This window comes from Marinovum sp. J2-8 (assembly GCF_055808435.1).
Genome location: NZ_JBVVRZ010000001.1, coordinates 555565 through 573103 on the forward strand (window position 1 = coordinate 555565; position 17539 = coordinate 573103).

General features: G+C 60.1%; 18 protein-coding genes, 2 tRNA genes and 2 pseudogenes. 17 read left to right on the forward strand and 5 right to left on the reverse strand.

From position 1 onward, the window contains the following. Nucleotides 1–90 precede the first annotated feature (90 nt). The 3 genes from AC0L4F_RS02810 to AC0L4F_RS02820 all read right to left on the reverse strand — a co-directional run bounded on the left by AC0L4F_RS02810 (nucleotide 91) and on the right by AC0L4F_RS02820 (nucleotide 1079). A complete protein-coding gene (locus tag AC0L4F_RS02810) occupies nucleotides 91–624 on the reverse strand; it encodes a hypothetical protein (protein ID WP_244685072.1) in 534 nt (177 codons plus the stop codon). A gap of 174 nt (nucleotides 625–798) precedes the next feature. Next, entirely contained in the window at nucleotides 799–924 is a 126-nt protein-coding gene (ykgO, locus tag AC0L4F_RS02815) for a type B 50S ribosomal protein L36 (protein WP_244685075.1), read from the reverse strand. An 80-nt stretch (nucleotides 925–1004) separates the two neighbouring features. Then, nucleotides 1005–1079, reverse strand: a tRNA-Val gene (locus AC0L4F_RS02820). Between the two features lie 157 nt (nucleotides 1080–1236). On the opposite strand from AC0L4F_RS02820, the pseudogene AC0L4F_RS02825 reads away from it, so the two are divergent. Further along, nucleotides 1237–2096, forward strand: a pseudogene (locus tag AC0L4F_RS02825) (N-formylglutamate amidohydrolase). Between the two features lie 76 nt (nucleotides 2097–2172). Here the strand turns inward: AC0L4F_RS02825 and AC0L4F_RS02830 are convergent. Next, nucleotides 2173–3450, reverse strand: a complete 1278-nt coding sequence (locus AC0L4F_RS02830; protein WP_244685077.1) for a DNA polymerase IV — start codon at nucleotides 3448–3450, stop codon at nucleotides 2173–2175. A 64-nt stretch (nucleotides 3451–3514) separates the two neighbouring features. Here AC0L4F_RS02830 and AC0L4F_RS02835 point away from each other — a divergent pair, with 64 nt between their 5' ends. The 11 genes and pseudogenes from AC0L4F_RS02835 (at nucleotide 3515) to AC0L4F_RS02885 (ending at nucleotide 12938) form a co-directional block, all read left to right on the forward strand. Further along, nucleotides 3515–3925: an NUDIX hydrolase gene (locus AC0L4F_RS02835; RefSeq protein ID WP_244685079.1), complete on the forward strand. Its 411-nt coding sequence runs from the start codon at nucleotides 3515–3517 to the stop codon at nucleotides 3923–3925. 91 nt (nucleotides 3926–4016) lie between these two features. Beyond that, nucleotides 4017–4730, forward strand: coding sequence for a phosphatidylserine decarboxylase (locus AC0L4F_RS02840; RefSeq protein WP_303470808.1), 714 nt, complete (start codon nucleotides 4017–4019; stop codon nucleotides 4728–4730). 12 nt (nucleotides 4731–4742) lie between these two features. Beyond that, nucleotides 4743–5498 carry a CDP-diacylglycerol--serine O-phosphatidyltransferase gene (gene pssA / locus AC0L4F_RS02845; protein ID WP_244686321.1) on the forward strand — a complete coding sequence of 252 codons (756 nt, stop codon included), beginning with the start codon at nucleotides 4743–4745 and terminating at the stop codon, nucleotides 5496–5498. Nucleotides 5499–5510: 12 nt separating this feature from the next. Next, complete coding sequence (locus tag AC0L4F_RS02850; RefSeq protein ID WP_244685084.1) at nucleotides 5511–6137, forward strand: class I SAM-dependent methyltransferase; 627 nt, start codon at nucleotides 5511–5513, stop codon at nucleotides 6135–6137. 188 nt (nucleotides 6138–6325) lie between these two features. Next, nucleotides 6326–7886 (forward strand): annotated as a pseudogene (locus tag AC0L4F_RS02855) (ABC transporter substrate-binding protein). A 98-nt stretch (nucleotides 7887–7984) separates the two neighbouring features. Next, complete coding sequence (locus AC0L4F_RS02860; RefSeq protein WP_244685086.1) at nucleotides 7985–8965, forward strand: ABC transporter permease; 981 nt, start codon at nucleotides 7985–7987, stop codon at nucleotides 8963–8965. Next, nucleotides 8962–9924, forward strand: a complete 963-nt coding sequence (locus tag AC0L4F_RS02865; protein WP_244685088.1) for an ABC transporter permease — start codon at nucleotides 8962–8964, stop codon at nucleotides 9922–9924. The genes AC0L4F_RS02860 and AC0L4F_RS02865 overlap by 4 nt, the downstream gene beginning before the upstream one ends. Before the next feature lie 3 nt (nucleotides 9925–9927). Beyond that, entirely contained in the window at nucleotides 9928–10923 is a 996-nt protein-coding gene (locus tag AC0L4F_RS02870) for an ABC transporter ATP-binding protein (protein WP_244685090.1), read from the forward strand. Then, nucleotides 10920–11975, forward strand: a complete 1056-nt coding sequence (locus AC0L4F_RS02875; protein ID WP_244685092.1) for an ABC transporter ATP-binding protein — start codon at nucleotides 10920–10922, stop codon at nucleotides 11973–11975. Before AC0L4F_RS02870 ends, AC0L4F_RS02875 begins: the two co-directional genes overlap by 4 nt. Before the next feature lies 1 nt (nucleotide 11976). After that, nucleotides 11977–12408: a LysR family transcriptional regulator gene (locus AC0L4F_RS02880; RefSeq protein WP_244685101.1), complete on the forward strand. Its 432-nt coding sequence runs from the start codon at nucleotides 11977–11979 to the stop codon at nucleotides 12406–12408. Continuing rightward, a complete protein-coding gene (locus AC0L4F_RS02885) occupies nucleotides 12408–12938 on the forward strand; it encodes a LysR substrate-binding domain-containing protein (protein WP_244685103.1) in 531 nt (176 codons plus the stop codon). Before AC0L4F_RS02880 ends, AC0L4F_RS02885 begins: the two co-directional genes overlap by 1 nt. A gap of 194 nt (nucleotides 12939–13132) precedes the next feature. On the opposite strand, the gene AC0L4F_RS02890 is transcribed toward AC0L4F_RS02885, so the two are convergent. Then, nucleotides 13133–13207, reverse strand: a tRNA-Thr gene (locus tag AC0L4F_RS02890). A 107-nt stretch (nucleotides 13208–13314) separates the two neighbouring features. On the opposite strand from AC0L4F_RS02890, the gene AC0L4F_RS02895 reads away from it, so the two are divergent. From AC0L4F_RS02895 to AC0L4F_RS02915, 5 genes are all read left to right on the forward strand, one after another. After that, on the forward strand, nucleotides 13315–13494 hold the full coding sequence (locus AC0L4F_RS02895; protein WP_244685105.1) for a hypothetical protein: 180 nt from the start codon (nucleotides 13315–13317) through the stop codon (nucleotides 13492–13494). A 6-nt stretch (nucleotides 13495–13500) separates the two neighbouring features. Next, entirely contained in the window at nucleotides 13501–14769 is a 1269-nt protein-coding gene (gene murA / locus AC0L4F_RS02900; protein ID WP_244685107.1) for a UDP-N-acetylglucosamine 1-carboxyvinyltransferase, read from the forward strand. Further along, nucleotides 14766–15251, forward strand: a complete 486-nt coding sequence (locus tag AC0L4F_RS02905) for a DUF2948 family protein (RefSeq protein WP_244685109.1) — start codon at nucleotides 14766–14768, stop codon at nucleotides 15249–15251. Before murA ends, AC0L4F_RS02905 begins: the two co-directional genes overlap by 4 nt. Nucleotides 15252–15322: 71 nt before the next feature. After that, nucleotides 15323–16429 carry a THUMP domain-containing class I SAM-dependent RNA methyltransferase gene (locus AC0L4F_RS02910; RefSeq protein WP_244685112.1) on the forward strand — a complete coding sequence of 369 codons (1107 nt, stop codon included), beginning with the start codon at nucleotides 15323–15325 and terminating at the stop codon, nucleotides 16427–16429. 117 nt (nucleotides 16430–16546) lie between these two features. Continuing rightward, nucleotides 16547–17485, forward strand: a complete 939-nt coding sequence (locus tag AC0L4F_RS02915; RefSeq protein WP_244685114.1) for a 2-hydroxyacid dehydrogenase — start codon at nucleotides 16547–16549, stop codon at nucleotides 17483–17485. Nucleotides 17486–17539 lie beyond the last annotated feature (54 nt).

Below are 17539 nucleotides of genomic sequence, written 5' to 3' on the forward strand. Positions count from 1 at the left end.
GCATTGGCAGTGCATGTCTGGTCAGGATGGCGCGCAGAACGGCCGTTGACCGGTTCGGTGGCGCCGATCGTGGCGCGGCCAGTGCGCGCCCTATTTCGAGAATCGTGCCCGAACGGCGGCCATGTCGAGTTGCTGTTCGGTCAGGCCCTCTGGTTCCCACTCGCTTCTTTCGGCCTCAAAGAAATCACCGCCATAGATATGCAGCGCGGCGGTGAGCCGTGGAATCGGGTTGCTGACGGAATGGATGATGTCCGGCCCCATAGGGCAGACATCGCCGGTGGTCAGCGACCGGGCCCCCGCCGCTTCGATCAATCCCTGGGGATGATCCTTGATTCGCCGCCAGAAGATATTGTCCTCTCGTCCGCCATAAATGCCGATCACGGCCCACATTTCGTGGTTGTGGGGCGGAATCATCACCGTAGGCTTCCACGCGAGGTTCACGATGGTCAGATTGTCGGACTGATAAAGCGCGGTGATTCCCGGTTCTGTCGGCTCGCCCAGGGCGGCCATCACGGCGGCAGGATCGGCCATGGCACGCCGCATCACTTCGGCGGCGGAGGTGTGGGTTGGGTCATTTTCAACGGCGTCGCAGCAGTCGGAAACGAATTCTTCTATATCAAACATCGACGTCCCCCCGGCGTGATCCAATGTTGCCATCATATCACAAACGGCATTCGGCGTCAGCCTTGGGGCGCGGTTGGGGGCGGATCAGGGCCGGATTGGGGGGCAGGATGTTCCCCAAAAGAAAAGGCCGCGCAAAAATGCACGGCCCTTTCGAATTCAAGTCGCTGTCAGCGTTCAGCCCTGGCGGGCTTTGAACCGCCGTTGTGTCTTGTTGATCACATAGACACGGCCCTTGCGGCGCACAATGCGGCAATCGCGGTGCCAATTCTTGAGCGAGCGGAGCGAGTTCTTGACCTTCATGTCAGTCTCTCCTTCTACGCGGCGCGTGGGCGCGCCTGGGTTGTTGTTTTGCTCTGGCCAACATGGCCAGAGCGGTGAAATGGTGGGCGATACTGGGATCGAACCAGTGACCCCTTCGATGTCAACGAAGTGCTCTACCGCTGAGCTAATCACCCGAGAAACCTCGCACTGACGGAGAGCCCCATAAAAGAATGGGGCGCGGAACCCCGCGCCAGTAGACGGCTCTATAAATAGGTTTGCGGGGGCGATCAAGGGCTTTTGATAAGGAAAGAAAAAGGACTAGTATCGTGGCATGACTTGCGGGAGACGCTTTTGCCCAAGACCGCCTTTACCCTGTTCCGCCCAGAGCGTGTTTTGACGCCTGTGGTGTTTGCCTCGCCACATTCGGGGCGGGATTATCCATGGTCCTTCCTGCGGCGGACCGTATTGGACGAACATGTGATTCGCACGTCGGAAGACGCCTATGTGGACCGGCTTTTTGAATGTGGGCCGCAATTTGGTGCGCCTTTTCTATGTGCGGGGGCGCCGCGGGCCTTTGTCGATCTCAATCGGGCGGCAGAGGAGCTGGACCCGGCGTTGATCGAAGGGGCGCGCAAGCCGGGGCATAATCCACGGGTGATGTCCGGGCTGGGGGTGATCCCGCGTGTGGTGGCCGGGGGGCGCAATATTTACCGTGGCAAATTGACCATGGCCGAGGCCGAGGGCCGGATTGACCGCTATTGGCGGCCCTATCATCAGCAGGTGCAGACGCTTTTGACCGAAGCGCATGAGCGATTTGGCGAAGCGGTCCTGGTGGATTGCCATTCGATGCCGCATGAGGCGCTGGAACCGATTGCCCGTTCCGGGGCCCGCAGACCCGAAGTGGTGATCGGCGATCGCTTTGGCGCATCGGCCAGCGAAGAGATTGTTGAGCGGATCGAGATGGCCTTTGTTGCGGCGGGGCTGGTGGTGGTGCGCAATGCACCTTTTGCCGGGGCATATATCACCCAGCATTATGGCGGCCTTCGCGGCAGCAGCACGCGATTCAGATCGAGATTGATCGCTCTCTCTACATGAATGAGCAGGCGATTCGCCCAAATGCGAATTTTCAGGCCTTTCGCAAATTGTTGCGTGGGGTGGTGGCCGAAATCGCCTCTATCGGCGCGCAGGAATTGCCGTTGGCGGCGGAATAGCCCGCCCGCTGTCGACGCGTTGCCGCAAGCATCGCGGATTTCACGTCCGGGACTGGTGCGTGTGGGGTTTCTGGCCCTAGCGCAGAGCGCGGCCCTTGAGAATTGCATCCGGCCCAAAGCGGGCGCGAATCGCATCTGTGGCGCGTTCGGCCCCGGCGCGGCGGCTGGCATCGGGGTCCAGAAGGTCCGGGGCGCGGTCGGCGTCATCCGCAGACACCAGATGGGAAATCCCGCAGCCCAACAGGCGATAAGCCCCCTGATCGGCCACGCCATCGAACAGCGCCCGTGCGGTGCGATAGATGGTGTCGGCCATCTGGGTCGCATCGCGCAGGGATTGCCGCCGGGTCAGGGTTTGGAATTTGGCGGTCTTCAGCTTCAAGGTCACCACCAATCCGGCCTTGTCCTTGGCCTTGGCGCGATCTGCGACTTTCTCTGCCATGCGCCAAAGATGCCCGTCGAGCAGATCCGGGTCCGAGGTGTCCTCAAAAAAGGTGGTTTCATTGCTGATGGATTTGATCGGGGCGTTGGCAGAGATCCGGCGCCGATCCTGGCCGCGCGCCAGATGCCACAGGCGGGTGCCCATCGAGCCGAACCGGGCCGTCAGGTCGCGTTCATCCCAGCGGCGCAGATCGTTGAAGGTGCGAATGCCCGCCTTTTCCAGCGCCGCCTGTGCGGCCTGACCCACGCCCCAGATCATGCGCACGGGTTTGTCGCGCAGAAAATCCTCGGTCTCGGCCTGGCCGATCACGGAAAACCCATGCGGTTTGTCCAGATCGCTGGCGGTCTTGGCGAGGAATTTGTTATGCGCCAGTCCCACCGATCCGGTGATGCCCAATTCGGTGCGCATGCGCCGCACCATACGCGCCAGCATCAGCGCCGGGGGCGCGCCGTGCAACCGCTGGGTGCCGGTCAGATCGAGAAATGCCTCGTCCAGCGAGAGCGGTTCCACCACCGGGGTCAATTCATCCATCATGGCGCGGATGGCGCGGGATACGTCGACATAGGCGGACATGCGCGGTTTGATCACCACCGCATCGGGGCAGAGTTTCAGCGCCTGAAACATCGGCATCGCCGAGCGCACGCCGCGAATGCGCGCAACATAACAGGCGGTCGAGACCACACCGCGTTTGCCGCCGCCGATGATCACCGGTTTATGGGCCAGGCTGGGGTCATCGCGTTTTTCCACGCTGGCATAAAACGCATCGCAATCCATATGGGCGATGGTCAGATCGTTCAATTCGTCATGCGCCACAACCCGGCGCGACCGACAGGCCGGGCAGGGCGGGGCATTGGCCGACCCCCAGGTGGGATCGACGGCGAATTCATGCAAACAATCACGGCAGAGGGCGGGCATGGTGGTGCTCTTGGGGCAGACACCCCATATATATCCGGTATGCAGCCACAGGGCGAGGGGGCAGATGGGCGAAACTGAATTCTCTGGTGCAAAGCTGGCCTTGTTTCTGGGGGACAGCCTGTTGGTGATCCGGCGCGATGACCGCCCGGATATTCCCTGGCCAGATGCGCTTGACCTGCCGGGGGGCGGGCGCGAAGGCGGCGAAAGCGCCAAATCCTGTGCATTGCGCGAAACCCGCGAAGAGGTGGGATTGGTGGTTGCGCCAGAGGCGCTAAGCTATTGCCGGACTTATATGCGCCCGCATGGGCGGGTGGTGTTTTTTGTGGCGCATTTGCCCGCAGAGGCCGAAAAAGACGTGGTTTTTGGCAACGAGGGCCAGGGTTGGATGTTGATGCCGCCGGAAACCTTTGCCGACCATCCCGAAGCTGTGCCACATTTTCGCGACCAAATGCGGGCCTATCTTGACCAGCGATAGCTGCGGCGTGCGCAATTGTCGTGCAAGTTGTCCCGGCTGCGACTATGACCCGTTGAAGTCCGCCTGACGCAGGGGTAGGACGCGACTGTTTTTGACCCGAAAGCGACATAAAATGCGAATGAGAGACACTTTTATCAAACCCATGCACCCGGAAGGGCGTCGGTTTGTGGCGATTTTTGCAGCAATCACGGTTCTGCTGTTTCTTGTGTCCCAGATTCTGGGCTGGATCGGCGTCGGGTTAACGGTCTGGTGTTATTACTTCTTTCGTGACCCCAAGCGGGTGGTCCCGGTGCGCGAGGGGCTGGTTGTCAGCCCGGCGGATGGGATTGTGTCGTTGATCGAACATGCGGTGCCGCCGCCGGAACTGGGCATGTCGGATGCGCCGCTTTTGCGGGTCAGCGTGTTCATGAGCGTGTTCAACTGCCACGTGAACCGTGCGCCGGTGCCCGGTCGGATCACGGCCATCGCCTATCGTGCGGGCAAGTTCTTTAATGCCTCGCTGGACAAGGCAAGTTCTGACAACGAGCGCAATTCGCTGTGCATCGAAATGGCGGATGGTCGCCAGATCGCGGTGGTGCAGATTGCCGGTCTGGTTGCCCGTCGGATTGTGTGTTTCGTTTCAGAAGGCGACACGATTGACGCGGGCGCGCGGTTTGGCCTGATCCGGTTTGGATCGCGGTTGGATGTCTATCTGCCGGACGGGGTTTTGCCACAGGTGCATCTTGGCCAGACGATGATCGCCGGTGAAACGGTTCTGGCCGATCTGACGGCCAATGATTCCGACCGTGTGGCGCGGACGGACTAGGTGATGCAGGACATGCCACCCGAAGACCTGTCCAAAACGGGGCGTGACAAGAAGAAATTCGTGCCGATCGTGCATCTGTTGCCGAATCTTCTGACGCTTGCGGCGATCTGTGCCGGGCTGACGGCAATCCGATTTGGCTATCAGGGCGATTTCGAACAGGCGGTGCGGTTGATCCTGTTGGCCTGTATTCTGGACGGGGTCGATGGCCGGTTGGCGCGTTTGTTGCGCTGCCAGAGCCAGGTGGGGGCGGAGCTGGATTCGCTGGCGGATTTTGTCAATTTCGGCGTGGCGCCGGGGCTGATCATCCACGCATGGGCGCTTCAGGATTTCAGCCGCGCCGGGTGGATTGCGGTGTTGTGTTATTCGATCTGCTGCGTGCTGCGTCTGGCCCGGTTCAACGTCAACAACCGCGCCGCCGCTGACACCGGCAGTGATTTCTTTGTCGGGGTGCCGTCGCCGGCGGGGGCGATCCTGGCCATGGTGCCGATGTATGTCGCGTTTCTTTTCGGGGATGCGACGCTGGTGCCGCCGGCGGTTGTCGCGGGCTATATTCTTTTGATCGGGTTGCTGATGATCAGCCAGATCCCGACCTATTCCTTCAAGAACCTTTCGATTTATCGCGAGAATGCAAAATTTTGGGTTCTGGGTGCGATCATGACTGTTGTCGCATTGTTCACATACCTTTGGGCTACGCTGCTTGTGGCCACCATTGTTTATGTCGGCGGGCTGATATGGGCTTTTTGGTCGATGCGGAAAACTACCAAATAAGGGGATGCTCCTTTGGATCCTAACCAAGTCAAAGTTTCTTATGCCCGGTGGGCACCTATTTACGATCATACCTTTGGAGCGGTCACGCGGATCGGACGCCGCAGGTCGGTTGAATATATCAACAACCTGCCGGGGGATCGGGTGTTGGAGGTTGGCGTCGGCACGGGCATGGCCCTGCGCCATTACCGCCCCGACATCGAAGTGACCGGCATTGATTTCAGCCATGACATGCTGGGCAAGGCCCGCGCCAAGGTGCAGGAACTGGGCCTGAAACAGGTGGTCACGCTGAAACAGATGGACGCGCGCGAGATCGAATTTCCCGACAATTCCTTTGATGCCGTGGTTGGCATGCATCTGGTTTCGGTGGTGCCAGAGCCGGAGCGGGTGATCGCGGAAATGGCGCGGGTCTGCAAACCGGGGGGCAAGGTGATCATCACCAATCATTTCGCCCACGAATTTGGCATTCTTGCTGTGGCGGAACGAATTTCCGCCCGGTTTTACGACGTCCTGGGCTGGCATTCCGATTTCAGCATCGACACTGTGCTTGGCGAACCCAGCCTGCAAATTGTCGAGCAACAGAAATTTCCACCGCTGCGGATGATGACGTTTCTTGTCTTGCAAAAAGCCGCTAACTGCTGATTTTCAAACGGTAATTTATAGATTTCCGACCGGCCGCTGACCTCTCTGTCGCGGTCCGGTCGATGCCATGCGCACCACCCGGTTTCGGGTTTCATGTGGTTGGCGCATAGGGATATGCAAAACCGGCATTTGCAGTTCCGGGACCGCCCTACATAGGCTGCGCACATCCAAGACAGGGAGCAATGATAATGAATTTCTTGAAAAACTGTGTGGCTGGTGCGGCGCTGACCATCGCGCTTGCCGGTGGTGCCATGGCCGAAAACAGCCTTCGGGTGGCCTATGACGCCGATCCGGTCTCGCTTGACCCGTATGAACAGCTTTCGGGTGGCACGCTTCAGCTGAACCATATGGCGTTTGACCCGCTGGTGCGCTGGACCCAGGATCTTCAGTTCGAGGCCCGTCTGGCCGAAAGCTGGGAACAGATCGACGAAACCACCATGCGCTTCAAGCTGCGCGAAGGGGTGAAATTCCACTCCGGCAACGAAATGACGGCCAAGGATTTCGACTGGACCTTTGACCGCGTCAAGGAAAGCCCGGATTTCAAAGGTATCTTCGCGCCTTTCACCGATCTGGAAGTGGTCGATGATTACACCATCGACCTGAAAACGGCCAAGCCCTTCCCGCTGGTGCTGCACACCGCGACCTACATCTTCCCGATGGACAGCGCGTTTTATTCCGGCATGACCGACGACGGCAAAGACAAGGCCGAAATCGTCAAGCACGGCGACAGCTTTGCCTCGCGCAATCTGTCGGGCACCGGTCCGTTCATCGTGACCGAGCGTGAGCAAGGCGTCAAAGTCATGTTCGAACGTTTTGACGGCTATTGGGACACCGCATCCGAGGGCAATGTGGATGAAATCATCCTGACCCCGATCAAGGAAGATCCGACACGGGTTGCCGCACTTCTGTCCGGTGATGTGGATTTCATCGCGCCGGTGCCGCCGACCGATCTGAAACGTCTGGAAGATGCCGATGGCGTCAACCTGATCACCATGGCGGGCACACGGATCATCACGTTCCAAATGAACCAGGAACGGGTTGAGGCGTTCAAAGACCCCAAAGTGCGTCAGGCGATTGATTACGCCGTGAACAACGCCGGTATCGTGGATCGCATCATGCGCGGCTTCGGCACCGTGGGCGCACAGGCGTCGCCAGCCGGGTATCTGGGCCACGTCGAAGGCATGGAACCCCGGTTTGACGTCGAAAAAGCCAAGGCGCTGATGGCCGAAGCGGGTTATGCTGACGGGTTTTCCATCACCATGATGGCGCCGAACAACCGCTATGTAAACGATGACAAGATCGCCCAGGCCGTGGCCTCGATGTTGTCGCAAATCGGGATCAAGGTGGATCTGCAAACCCTGCCGAAAGCCCAATACTGGCCCAAGTTCGACGAACGCGCGGCTGACATGATGATGATTGGCTGGCACGCAGACACCGAAGAATTCGGCCAACTTCCACCAGTTCCTGACCGCGTGCCCGGATGCAGATTCCGGCAATGGTCAGTACAACTCGGGCAATTATTGCAACCCCGAGGCGGATGCGCTGATGGATGCGGCCAATGGCGAAACCGATCAGGCCAAGCGTGGCGAAATGCTGCAAGAGCTGGAGCAGATGCTCTATGACGACGCGGCGTTCATCCCGCTGCATTGGCAGAACCTCGCATGGGGTGCCAAGGACGGCATGAATGCGGGCGACATCGTCAACGCGTTGAACTTTCCCTACTTTGGCGATCTGAAGATCTCTGAGTAAGTTCGGAAACCTCCGGGGGCGCGGATTCGCGCCCCCATTCTTTCTGCCGGAACGGAACCGGGCGGAAAACAGGCATTCACTAGGGGGGACGACGCGGTATGTTTGCTTATCTCGTCAAACGGATCTTGCAGGCCATTGCGGTGATGCTGGCAATTTCCATGATCGGATTTGCCATTCAGGGCAATCTGGGCGATCCACTGCGCGAGCTTCTGGGCCAATCGGTGTCCGAAGAAGTGCGCCAGCAATTGCGCGAAGACCTTGGGCTGAACGACCCCTTTTTGGTGCAATACATGCGATTCCTGGGCAATGCGTTGCAGGGCGATCTTGGCACGTCGTATTTCTTCAAGGAACCCGCGCTTGAGGTCATCCTGAAGAAGTTTCCCGCCACGATGGAGCTGGTGTTCGGCGCGACGCTGATCATTGTTGGCCTGTCTGTGCCGCTGGGGGTTTATACCGCGATCCGGCCCAATTCGATTGCCAGCAAGGTGATCATGGCGCTGTCGATTGTCGGCATTTCCATTCCGGTCTTTCTGACCGCCATTCTGATGATCTATCTCTTTGCGGTCGAGCTTGGCTGGATGCCATCCTTCGGCCGGGGCGAAACGGTGCATGTGTTTGGCTATTGGGACACCAATTTCCTGTCTGCCGATGGCTGGGCGCATATCATCATGCCCTCTGTCGCGCTGTCGTCGATCATGTTGCCGCTGTTTGTGCGGCTGATCCGGGCCGAAATGATGGATGTGCTGCAAAGCGAATATGTGCGTTTCGCCCGTGCCAAGGGCATTGCGCCCTGGCGGATCTATTTCATCCACGCGTTGAAAAACACCATGCTGCCGGTGATCACCGTCGGCGGTGTCCAGATCGGCACCATGGTGGCCTATACCATTCTGACCGAAACCGTGTTCAGCTGGCCCGGCATGGGGTCGATGTTCCTGGAGGCGGTGAACCGGGTCGATACGCCCCTGATCGTGGCCTATCTGATTGTGGTCGGGTTTATCTTTGTCATCACCAATACCATCGTTGATCTGATCTATGGTCTGGTCAATCCCACCGTCAAACTGTCGAGGATGGGCGCATGAGTGGTCAAACCGCAGAACCCGCTGTCATTGCCGCGCCACGCCCATCGCGTTTTCGGGCGGTGTGGGACAGCAAGATCGGCTATAACTTTCGCCGCAATCCGGTGGCGATCGCGTCGATGGCGATATTCCTGATCATCACCGGGTTGGCGTTTTTCGCGCCGCTGATCGCGCCCTATAATCCCTATGATCCGGCGCAGATCGACATCATGAACAGCGAATATCCCCCCAGCTGGGTGGCGGGGTCGCTGCCTGAGTTCTGGCTGGGCACCGATGATCAGGGCCGCGATTTGTGGTCAACGATCCTTTATGGCACGCGGCTGTCGATCATTATCGGCGTCTGTGCCGTGCTGGTGCAGGCGGTGCTGGGCATTTCGATCGGGTTGATTTCCGGCTATGTCGGGGGGCGCACCGACAGTATCCTGATGCGGCTGGCCGATATTCAGCTTTCGTTTTCGACGCTGATGGTCGCCATCATCTTTCTGGCACTGACGCAGGCGCTGTTCGGGTCCGAGGTGTTTGGCCGCTATGCGGTTGTCTTTCTGATCGCTGTCATCGGCGTGGCGGAATGGCCGCAATATGCCCGTACCGTGCGCGCCACCGTTCTGGCCGAGAAGAAGAAGGAATATGTCGACAGCGCCCGGGTGCTGGGCTTTGGTCCCGGTCGGATCATGCTGCGCCATATCCTGCCCAATTCGATGTCGCCGATTTTCGTGATTTCCACCGTACAGGTGGCAAATGCGATCATTTCCGAAGCCTCGCTCAGCTTTCTGGGGCTTGGTATGCCGCCAAGTCAGCCTTCGCTGGGCTCGCTTATTTCCTCTGGATTCGATTACATTCTGTCGGGCTCTTGGTGGATCACCGTGATCCCCGGTGTCGTGCTGGTGGTGTTGGTGCTGGTCATCAATCTTCTGGGCGATTGGATCCGTGATGTGCTTAACCCGAAACTCTATAGGGGCTGACCCATGACATTGCTCTCTGTTCGGGATTTGACCGTCAAATTCGCCACCCGCAACGAACCTGTGACCGCGTTGCACGGGATTTCCTTTGATATTGCCCAGGGCGAACGCGTTGGTGTGGTGGGCGAATCCGGTGCGGGCAAGTCGATCACCGGCTTTGCCCTGATGAACCTGTTGTCGAAACCGGGTTTTATCGACAGCGGCCAGATCCTGTTTGAAGGTCAGGACGTGACGCAAATGTCGGATCGTGCGGTGCGCAAGCTGCGTGGCAATCGCATGGCGATGATCTTTCAGGATCCGATGGTTACGTTGAACCCGGTGCTGACCATTGGCCAGCAGATGATTGAAACCCTGCGCGCCCATCGCCGCCTGTCTTATGACGAGGCGCGCCAGATTGCGCTGGTCAAACTCAAAGGCGTCTACATCCCTTCGCCCGAGGAGCGGCTGGATCAATATCCGCATGAACTGTCTGGCGGGATGCGCCAGCGGATCGTGATTGCCATTGCGCTGTTGCTGGATCCGCAGCTGATTATCGCGGATGAGCCGACAACCGCGCTGGATGTGACCATTCAGGCCGACATCATGGAATTGCTGCTGGAACTTTGCCGGTCGAACATGGTGGGGCTGATGCTGATCACCCATGATTTGGGTGTGGTCAGTCAGGTCACCGAGCGCACGTTGGTGATGTATGCCGGGCGGATCATCGAATCCGGCAAGACCCGTGCGATCATCAACGACCCCCAGCATCCCTATACCCAAGGGCTGATCAACGCGCTGCCACAGCAGACACCACCGGGCACGCGCCTGCGCCAGATCCCCGGTTCCATGCCGACGCTGTCGATGATGCCGTCGGGATGTCCGTTCAATCCGCGCTGTGAATTGGCCACCGATCTTTGTCGTGCCAATATGCCTGACATCACCCAGTTCGGCGAGGTGCAGGTCGCCTGTCACGAGGTGCAGCGCCTGCAAGCCGATCTGAACACTGCGGAGGCCGCACAATGAGCGAGACACAATCCGACAGCCCGCTTTTGCGGATCGAAAACCTGGAAAAGCGGTTTGATGTCGATAGCGGCTTTCTGGAAAGCCTGCGATTCCGTGGCGGGCGCATTCGACGCGAAACCCGTGCGGTGCATGCGGTCAACAACATCTCGTTTGATGTCAATCGCGGCGAGGCGGTCTGTGTCGTCGGCGAATCCGGCTGTGGGAAATCCACCGTCGCGCGGATGGTGGCCAATCTTCTGACGCCTTCGGGCGGCGAAATACACTATGATGGCCAACGGATCGACACGCTGCACGGCAAGGCGCTGATGCCGATCCGATCGAAGATCCAGATGGTGTTTCAAAACCCCTATGCCAGCCTCAACCCGCGCATGACCATTGGTCAGTCGCTGGAGGAACCGACAAAGTTTCACAATCCGACACTGTCGAATGGCGATATTCGGGACAAGATCACCGGTGTGATGAAATCGGTGGGCATTGATCCGGCCTGGACCGCGCGCTATCCGCATGAATTGTCGGGCGGACAACGCCAGCGGATTGCCATTGCGCGCGCGCTGACGGTTGACCCGGAATTCATTGTCGCAGACGAGCCGATTTCGGCGCTGGATGTGTCGATCCAGGCGCAGGTGCTGAACCTGATGCTGCAAATGCAGGAAGACCACGGGATCACCTATCTGTTCATCACCCATGATCTGAGCGTGGTGGAACATTTCGGCACCAAGGTTGCGGTGCTTTACCTTGGTTCGATCTGTGAGGTGGCCGATACCCGCACGCTGTTTGCCGCGCCAAAACACCCCTATACCAAGGCGTTGTTGTCCGCGGTGCCGCAATTGAAGGACGACAGCCCGAACCATATCCGGCTGAAAGGCGAAATTCCGACGCCGATCGACCTGCCGGATGGCTGTCCGTTCCAGACCCGTTGTCCGATGGCAAATGCCCGGTGTCGCGCGGAAAAACCCGCAGCGTTCCAACAGCCGGACGGGGCGATTGTGGCTTGCCACGCGGTTGAAGAAGGGCGATCAGAGCCCGGTGTGACGCTGCAAGAGGCCGTCTGACGTGGAATTCAACTGGCTTCGGGATTTCCTGTGCCTGGCCGCATCGCAAAGCTTTTCGCGCGCGGCAGAGGAACGCCATGTCAGCCAGCCGGCCTTTTCCCGTCGCATCCGCGCATTGGAGGCCGCGATTGGCGCGCAGCTGATCAACCGCGAAACCCTGCCGCTGAGCCTGACCCCGGCGGGCGAGGTTTTTCTGGGGCAGGCGCAGGTGATGTTGCGCACTCTGGAAGAAACCATCGAACGCTGTCAGGCGGCAGAGGTGGAGGACACCAATGTGCTGCGCCTCGCGGCCAGTCAGTCGCTTTATACCACCTATCACGGCAGTCATATTCAATCCCATGCCGATGAGGGCATGTTGAAGGTTGAACTGGCCTCGGTTGCCTGGCTGCCGAAAAATTCGTTGCGGCCTTGCAGCAGGGCAGCTGTGATCTGATGCTGTGTTATTGGCATCCGGCGCTGAGCTTTCTGGCGCCACTGGCGCAAAAGACGTTTGACTACATCACCCTGGCGCGGGATGAATTTGTGCCCCTGTCCAAACCGGATGCAAATGGCGCGCCGGTTTTTCGTCTTCCCAATACGGAAAAATCCCGCGTGCCGCTGATTTCCTATGGGTCGGCATCGGTGTTGCGGCCGATGGTGGATGATCTTTTGTCGACCCACGCCGGGGCGGCCAAGACGCTTTTGGTCAGCCAGAATGCGCTGTCCAGTTCGGTCAAGGCGCTGATTCTTGAGGGATTCGGTCTTGGCTGGTTGCCTGCGCGTTTCTGTATCGCTGAATTGGAAAGCGGGACGCTGGTGCCTGCGGGGGACGGGCGGTATGCCACCGACATTGAAATTCGCCTGTACCGGCGGCGCGACAATGACAAGCCGATGCTGCAACCGTTTTGGGATCGGCTGGGCGACGGTGCGGATGTGAATCGCCAAACCGACAGCGCCGCAAACACCAATACAGCCCGCCACTAACAGATGATCCAGCATGTTTGGACGCAGGGCAAAAGCGCCCTGTTGGCAAGCATTGTGGCCGACAGAATGATTTTGCCGGTCAGGACATGATCATTCGCAAATCATTAGCCGGATCGGGATGCGTGGATCAGCCCTGTGCGCCACCACCAGCGGTTGGCGTGGGTCAGGATCAAGGGCCAGACAGGGTCGGAAGATGGTGCTGCTGGAGAGAATCGAACTCTCGACCTCTCCCTTACCAAGGGAGTGCTCTACCTCTGAGCTACAGCAGCGCCGGATGCTGCAGTATGCCCCGCAGCGTGGCGGGTGATTAGACGCAATCGCGCGCTAGTGCAAGCGCAATCTGGACCCTTTTTCGCGCTTGGGTTACCAGTGGGCCATGACCCGTGATACCAACACCCAGGCAAATCGCCCAAAGTCCCGCAATGAAGCCCGCGAAACGCGGCTGAAAGCGGCATTGAAGGCCAATCTTGCACGGCGCAAGGCGCAAAGCCGGGCCCGGTCGGGGCCAAAAGCCGCGTCCAATGAGCAGACCGACCAGAGCGAACAGAAGGAATAACCAGGCATGGATTCGATTATCGTGACGGGCAATGGCCCGCTGAGCGGGCAGATCCCGATTGCCGGGGCGAAAAACGCCTGTCTCACGTTGATGCCGGCCACCTTGCTGAGCGAAGAACCGCTGACGCTGACCAATGCGCCGCGGTTGTCGGACATCAAGACCATGACCAGCCTGTTGCAGTCGCTGGGTGCAGAGGTCACCAGCCTGCAGGACGGTCAGGTGATCGCCATGTCGAGCCATAATATCGACAATGACACCGCGCATTACGACATCGTGCGCAAGATGCGGGCCTCGAATCTGGTGCTGGGGCCGATGTTGGCGCGGCTGGGGCGGGCGATTGTGTCGCTGCCGGGTGGTTGCGCCATTGGCGCGCGGCCAATGGATCTGCATGTTGCCGCGCTTGAGGCGATGGGCGCGGAAATCGAGTTGAAAGACGGCTATCTGCACGCCAAGGCCCCCGGCGGGTTGAAGGGTGCGGTGCATGAGCTGCGGTTTGCCAGTGTGGGCGCCACGGAAAACACCGTGATGGCCGCGACGCTGGCAAAGGGCACAACCGTGCTGCGCAATGCCGCGCGTGAACCCGAGATCGTTGATCTGGTGCGGTGCCTGCGCAAGATGGGCGCCCAGATCGAAGGCGAGGGCACGTCCGAGATCGTGATCCAAGGGGTGGACCGGCTGCATGGGGCGACCCATCCGGTGGTGACCGACCGGATCGAATTGGGCACCTATATGATTGCACCGGCCATTGCCGGCGGCGAGGTCGAGTGCCTGGGCGGTCGCATGGAGCTGGTGACGGCTTTTGCCGAAAAGCTGGACGAAGCCGGGATTTCGGTTGAGGAAACCGAAAAGGGGCTCAAGGTTGCGCGGCGCAATGATCGGGTGCGGGCGGTGAACGTCAAGACCGAGGTCTTCCCCGGGTTCCCGACCGACCTTCAGGCCCAAATGATGGCGTTGATGTGTACCGCCGAAGGCGAGTCGGTGCTGGACGAGACGATTTTTGAAAATCGGTTCATGCACGCCCCGGAACTGATCCGCATGGGTGCCGATATCGAGGTGCACGGCGGACAGGCACGGGTGCGCGGGGTCGCGCGGCTTAAGGGTGCGCCGGTGATGGCCACCGATCTGCGCGCCAGCGTGTCCCTGATTCTGGCCGGTCTGGCGGCTGAGGGTGAAACCAAGGTCGCGCGGGTCTATCACCTGGACCGTGGCTATGAAAACCTTGTGCGCAAGCTGCGCGGGGTGGGGGCCCATATCGAACGGGTGGCCGACGAATGACCAAGTCACAGGACGCGACATTCGAAGATGGCCGCGAGGTGCCGCTTAATCTGGCGGCGCTGGATGCCGAGGATCTGACGGTTCTGTCGGCGCTGGCGCAGGATGCGGTGTTTCCGATCACCGAAATGCGCTGGCAGGCGCGTGCACGCCGCTTTGCGCTGCTGATCAACCGCTTTCGCTGGGAGGATCTGCCCGCCGCCGAAAGACGCAAGCGCACGCCAGAGCGGGTGCAATCGCTGCTGGTGGTGCAGGACGTGATGCAGGTCGCGAGCCAAGGCATTGACCGGTCCGAGACCGACACGGTCCTGTCGCTGCTTGCGGTCACCTTTGAACCGGGCGAAGACGGCACCGGCGTGTTGGTGTTGACCCTGGCGGGGGACGGGGCGATCCGGCTCTCGGTCGAGGCGTTGGATGTCACGTTGAAAGATGTCACCCGACCCTATCTTGCCCCGTCGAAAAAGGCCCCGACACACCCGGAATAGGCGCGCGCGCATAAGGCGAACACTCCGCAATGGGCGGGGTGATCGCGTCACTCATTGGCCGGGACACCGATATGGACACCGAATTCGAGATTTTTCTGGCCTGCGCGCCGGGGTTGGAACCCTTGCTGCGGGACGAGCTGCGCGATGCCGGCTTTGCCAATCCGCTGTGTGTGGCCGGTGGCGCGACGCTGCGGGGGGGCTGGCCCGATGTCTGGCGCGCCAATCTGGTGATCCGCGGCGCGTCGCGCGTGTTGGCGCGGATTGGCGAAATTCGGGTGATGCATCTGGCGCAGCTCGACAAACGGGCGCGCAAGATGGAATGGGGCGCGGTGCTGCGGGCCGATATTCCGATCAAGGTGGATGTCACCTGTCGCAAATCGCGGATTTATCATGCCAAGGCGGCGGCAGAGCGGATCGAAGGCGCGCTGACGGCGGCGGGGCTGACGGTCAGCCCCCAGGCGCAGATGGTGCTGCGGGCGCGGATCGAGGATGATCTGTGCACTTTCAGCGTCGATACCTCGGGCGAGTTGCTGCATAAGCGCGGTTTGAAATCCGGGATGGGCAAGGCCCCGATGCGGGAAAATCTGGCGGCGCTGTTTTTGCGGGCGGCCGGGTTTGACGGTGCAATGCCTGTGGTGGACCCGATGTGTGGGTCCGGCACCTTTGTGATAGAAGCGGCGGAAATGGCCGCCGGGCTTTTCCCCGGGCGTGCACGTGCCTTTGGTTTTGAAAATCTGGCGACCTTTGACCGTCCGGCCTGGGATGCGATGCGCGCCGAAGCCCCAAAGGGCCGCGTGCCGATGCCCGTATTTCAGGGCTCTGACCGCAACGAAGGGGCGGTGGCAATGGCGCGGCAGAATGCCGAACAAGCGGGCGTCGCCGAAAGTTGCAGCTTTGCCCATCACGCCGTCAGCGACATGGCGCCGCCTGAGGGGCCAAAGGGGTTGGTCATGGTCAACCCGCCCTATGGTGGGCGTATTGGCAACAAGAAGCTGCTATATGCGCTCTACGGTTCTTTTGGCAAGGTTCTGAAAGAGCGCTTTCGGGGTTGGCGCGTCGGGATTGTCACCAGTGAGGCGGGCCTGGCGCGGGCCACGGGGCTGGGGCTTGCGGCGGGGCCGGTGGTGGATCACGGCGGCATCCGGGTGCGGCTGTATCATGGGCGTGTCTCGGGCTGAGCGGCGTTGGACCCAGCGCGGAAATTTTTGGTATACCATTTTCCGGGCTGATGTGGCATGTCAGGACAAGCCGGGCGCGTGCGCCCCTGTCCACGTCATCGAAAATGGGAGAGTTTTATGAGCAAGGTATTGGCCATCGGGCCGTATAGCGCCAGCGAAGCTGAAGCACATGGTGCTGCGCTGGAGTGTGTATTCCTGGATGGTCCCGACGCGGTGTCGGGCCTGGATCAGGCGACACGCGATGGCGTTGTCGCGGTCGCATACAAAGGCCATCACCCCTTTGGCGCCGCCGAAATGGACCTGTTGCCGAACCTGGGCGTCGTGGCGAATTATGGCGTCGGATATGATGCCATCGACGTGGTTGCCGCGGACGCGCGCGACATCAAGGTGACAAATACACCCGGCGTTCTGAACGATGATGTGGCGGATCTTGCCGTGGCCATGTGGCTGATGCAGGGCCGCGAGATGGAGCAGGCCTCGGCCTGGGCGCGGGACGGGAAATGGGCGGGGGAAAGCCCCTATCGTTTGAACCGCAAGGTCAGCGGCGCAAAGGTCGGCGTTGTCGGTCTGGGCCGGATTGGTCGCGAAATCGCCGATCGTCTGGCGGCGTTCAAGACCGAAATCCACTATCACGCGCGGTCGGAAAAAGAGACCCCGGGCTGGACCTATCACGCGGATGTCGTGTCCCTGGCGGGAGCGGTCGACTTTCTGTTCATCGCCTTGGTTGGCGGGCCGGAAACCGAAAACTATGTCTCGAAAGAGGCGATCGCGGCATTGGGCCCGCGCGGTGTGATCGTCAATATTTCGCGCGGTTCGACCGTGGACGAAGGCGCGATGCTGGATGCGCTGGAGGCCGGTGAATTGGCCGGGGCGGGATTGGATGTGTTCCTGAACGAGCCGGATATCGACAAGCGGTTTTACGATCTGCCCAATGTGGTGATCCAGCCGCATCAGGGCTCTGGCACACATGAAACCCGCGCGGCGATGGCCCAATTGCAGCGCGACAACGTGTCGGCGTTTCTGGCCGGTGAGGCGTTGAAAACGCCGGTGAACTAAGCGCGAAGGCGTTTTTCGAAATTAAGGTGAGGCCCCGGCACATTGGCCGGGGCC

What these genes read in the sequence shown, in the direction of transcription:
- AC0L4F_RS02810 (WP_244685072.1), bottom strand. Translation starts at nt 624, where the DNA reads ATGTTTGATATAGAAGAATTCGTTTCCGACTGCTGCGACGCCGTTGAA.
- ykgO (WP_244685075.1), bottom strand. Translation starts at nt 924, where the DNA reads ATGAAGGTCAAGAACTCGCTCCGCTCGCTCAAGAATTGGCACCGCGAT.
- AC0L4F_RS02830 (WP_244685077.1), bottom strand. Translation starts at nt 3,450, where the DNA reads ATGCCCGCCCTCTGCCGTGATTGTTTGCATGAATTCGCCGTCGATCCC.
- AC0L4F_RS02835 (WP_244685079.1), top strand. Translation starts at nt 3,515, where the DNA reads ATGGGCGAAACTGAATTCTCTGGTGCAAAGCTGGCCTTGTTTCTGGGG.
- pssA (WP_244686321.1), top strand. Translation starts at nt 4,743, where the DNA reads ATGCCACCCGAAGACCTGTCCAAAACGGGGCGTGACAAGAAGAAATTC.
- AC0L4F_RS02860 (WP_244685086.1), top strand. Translation starts at nt 7,985, where the DNA reads ATGTTTGCTTATCTCGTCAAACGGATCTTGCAGGCCATTGCGGTGATG.
- AC0L4F_RS02865 (WP_244685088.1), top strand. Translation starts at nt 8,962, where the DNA reads ATGAGTGGTCAAACCGCAGAACCCGCTGTCATTGCCGCGCCACGCCCA.
- AC0L4F_RS02870 (WP_244685090.1), top strand. Translation starts at nt 9,928, where the DNA reads ATGACATTGCTCTCTGTTCGGGATTTGACCGTCAAATTCGCCACCCGC.
- AC0L4F_RS02875 (WP_244685092.1), top strand. Translation starts at nt 10,920, where the DNA reads ATGAGCGAGACACAATCCGACAGCCCGCTTTTGCGGATCGAAAACCTG.
- AC0L4F_RS02885 (WP_244685103.1), top strand. Translation starts at nt 12,408, where the DNA reads ATGCTGTGTTATTGGCATCCGGCGCTGAGCTTTCTGGCGCCACTGGCG.
- AC0L4F_RS02895 (WP_244685105.1), top strand. Translation starts at nt 13,315, where the DNA reads ATGACCCGTGATACCAACACCCAGGCAAATCGCCCAAAGTCCCGCAAT.
- murA (WP_244685107.1), top strand. Translation starts at nt 13,501, where the DNA reads ATGGATTCGATTATCGTGACGGGCAATGGCCCGCTGAGCGGGCAGATC.
- AC0L4F_RS02905 (WP_244685109.1), top strand. Translation starts at nt 14,766, where the DNA reads ATGACCAAGTCACAGGACGCGACATTCGAAGATGGCCGCGAGGTGCCG.
- AC0L4F_RS02910 (WP_244685112.1), top strand. Translation starts at nt 15,323, where the DNA reads ATGGACACCGAATTCGAGATTTTTCTGGCCTGCGCGCCGGGGTTGGAA.
- AC0L4F_RS02915 (WP_244685114.1), top strand. Translation starts at nt 16,547, where the DNA reads ATGAGCAAGGTATTGGCCATCGGGCCGTATAGCGCCAGCGAAGCTGAA.